Annotated in this window: 2 protein-coding genes; one reads left to right on the top strand and one right to left on the bottom strand. The window is 59.4% G+C overall.

Annotation, left to right across the window (positions count from 1 at the left end; all coding sequences use genetic code 11):
- The first annotated feature begins 211 nt into the window (after positions 1 to 211).
- Positions 212 to 892 carry a peroxiredoxin-like family protein gene (locus tag VZ95_RS17740; RefSeq protein WP_045777042.1) on the top strand — a complete coding sequence of 227 codons (681 nt, stop codon included), beginning with the start codon at positions 212 to 214 and terminating at the stop codon, positions 890 to 892.
- On the opposite strand, the gene VZ95_RS17735 is transcribed toward VZ95_RS17740, so the two are convergent.
- Positions 873 to 1,447 (bottom strand): substrate-binding domain-containing protein (locus VZ95_RS17735; RefSeq protein ID WP_045777041.1); only part of this gene is annotated, 575 nt, incomplete at its 5' end. The two genes, VZ95_RS17740 and VZ95_RS17735, sit on opposite strands and share 20 nt — an antisense overlap.

Here is a 1,447-nt window from a genome sequence, read left to right as displayed (position 1 = left end):
GCTTTTCCGGTTAGATTGATCATCCCATCCTCACTCTTGCGTCTGGGCGGCCTCTACGACCGCCGGGGGTAATTTCAAGTCACCCTAGAGTGGGGACCGCCTGCTGCGAACCGCACGAGAGGATATTACCGCCATTCCCGAACGTAGGGGTGTTGTCGTCGGCTTTACCGGCGTAAACTCAAGCCTTAATTACTAACTGAGCCACCACATCATGCTCGATCCCTATGCCCGTCTCGCCTCTGCGGGATCCCTTGCTGCGGCGCTCGACCAGCTTGCCGACGAGCTAACCGCGCGACAGATGCCGGAGGCGCGCGCTGTGTTTGAGCAGCTTCTGGCGTGGCTGCGCTCGGGGCCTTTGGTCGGCCAAGCACTCCAGGTGGGGGATCAGGCTCCCGGCTTTCTATTGCCCGATTATCGCGGCAGGTTGGTTAGTTCAACCGAACTCCTGGCGGACGGTCCCATCGTTCTTAGCTTTTTCCGGGGCGGCTGGTGCCCTTACTGCGGGTTGGAAATGGCGGCGCTTGAGGAAGCCTTACCGGAAATTAGCGGGCGGGCGCGTCTTGTAGGTGTAACACCTGAAGCGGGGAGTTTTCCGAACCAAACCATTCTTGACAATCGGTTGAGCTATCCGCTTCTGGCTGATCTCGATAACGGTCTGGCTCTGGCTTTCGGTCTTGTGTTTCGGATGCCGCAGGCCGTCATCGACGTGTATCGCGCGCGCGGCCTCGATCTTGCCGCACGCCAAGGCAATGACGCTTGGATGGTCCCAGTTCCTGGAACTTTTGTGATTGATCGGGCGGGAATTATTCGCTTTGCCTTCGCCGATCCCGACTATCGAAAGCGCGTTGATCCGGGTGCCGTGATTGCGGCCCTTACTGAAATAGAGACTTAGCCTCCGCTTTGGGAACAGCCGCAGGCATAAGGCGGACTAAGCGTAGAAACGCCGAGACCGCCGCGCTATGCGGTCGCCCGGCGAGATAAACGATTTCGAGTGGCAAATTAAGCCCCGGTTTCGGCAATGGGCGCGTCACATGGTGCTGCGTCAGCGGATGCCGCTCGGGCAGAAGCGACCAACCCACATTAAGCCCCATCAGAAGATCGAGCTGCGCTTCAGACCCGGCCATATGGCGCGCGGGCTCAGAGGCCCCAACGGTATTCAAAAGCCGGTCAGCTGCGGCGCTGATGGAAATGCGATCAGGGGACGCTAAAAGCGCGTCGAGTTCCAGATCGCCCGATCCTGCGAACTGATGATCGGTTCCGCACACCAGCACGAGCGGTTCGGTGACAAGATGGAGGTGATGAAGAGGCTGTTTATCGCTGGCTCCGTCGCAGGGGCGAACGAGAATATCCAGAACCCCGTCTAGCAGCGCGTCGAGCGCCACGCCTTCTTCGGCGGTATCGAGTCTGAGCGCGATGCCGGTAAAAACGCGACTGAGTTCCGCAAGGA

The organism is Elstera litoralis, assembly GCF_000963705.1.
Classification (GTDB): Bacteria; Pseudomonadota; Alphaproteobacteria; order Elsterales; family Elsteraceae; genus Elstera; species Elstera litoralis.
Note: the sequence above shows the minus strand (reverse complement) of the source record. Positions and strands in the feature narration are given on the sequence as shown.

Bases quoted from the DNA above. Each gene is read 5' to 3' on its own strand.
- VZ95_RS17740 (WP_045777042.1), top strand. From the start codon at position 212: ATGCTCGATCCCTATGCCCGTCTCGCCTCTGCGGGATCCCTTGCTGCG.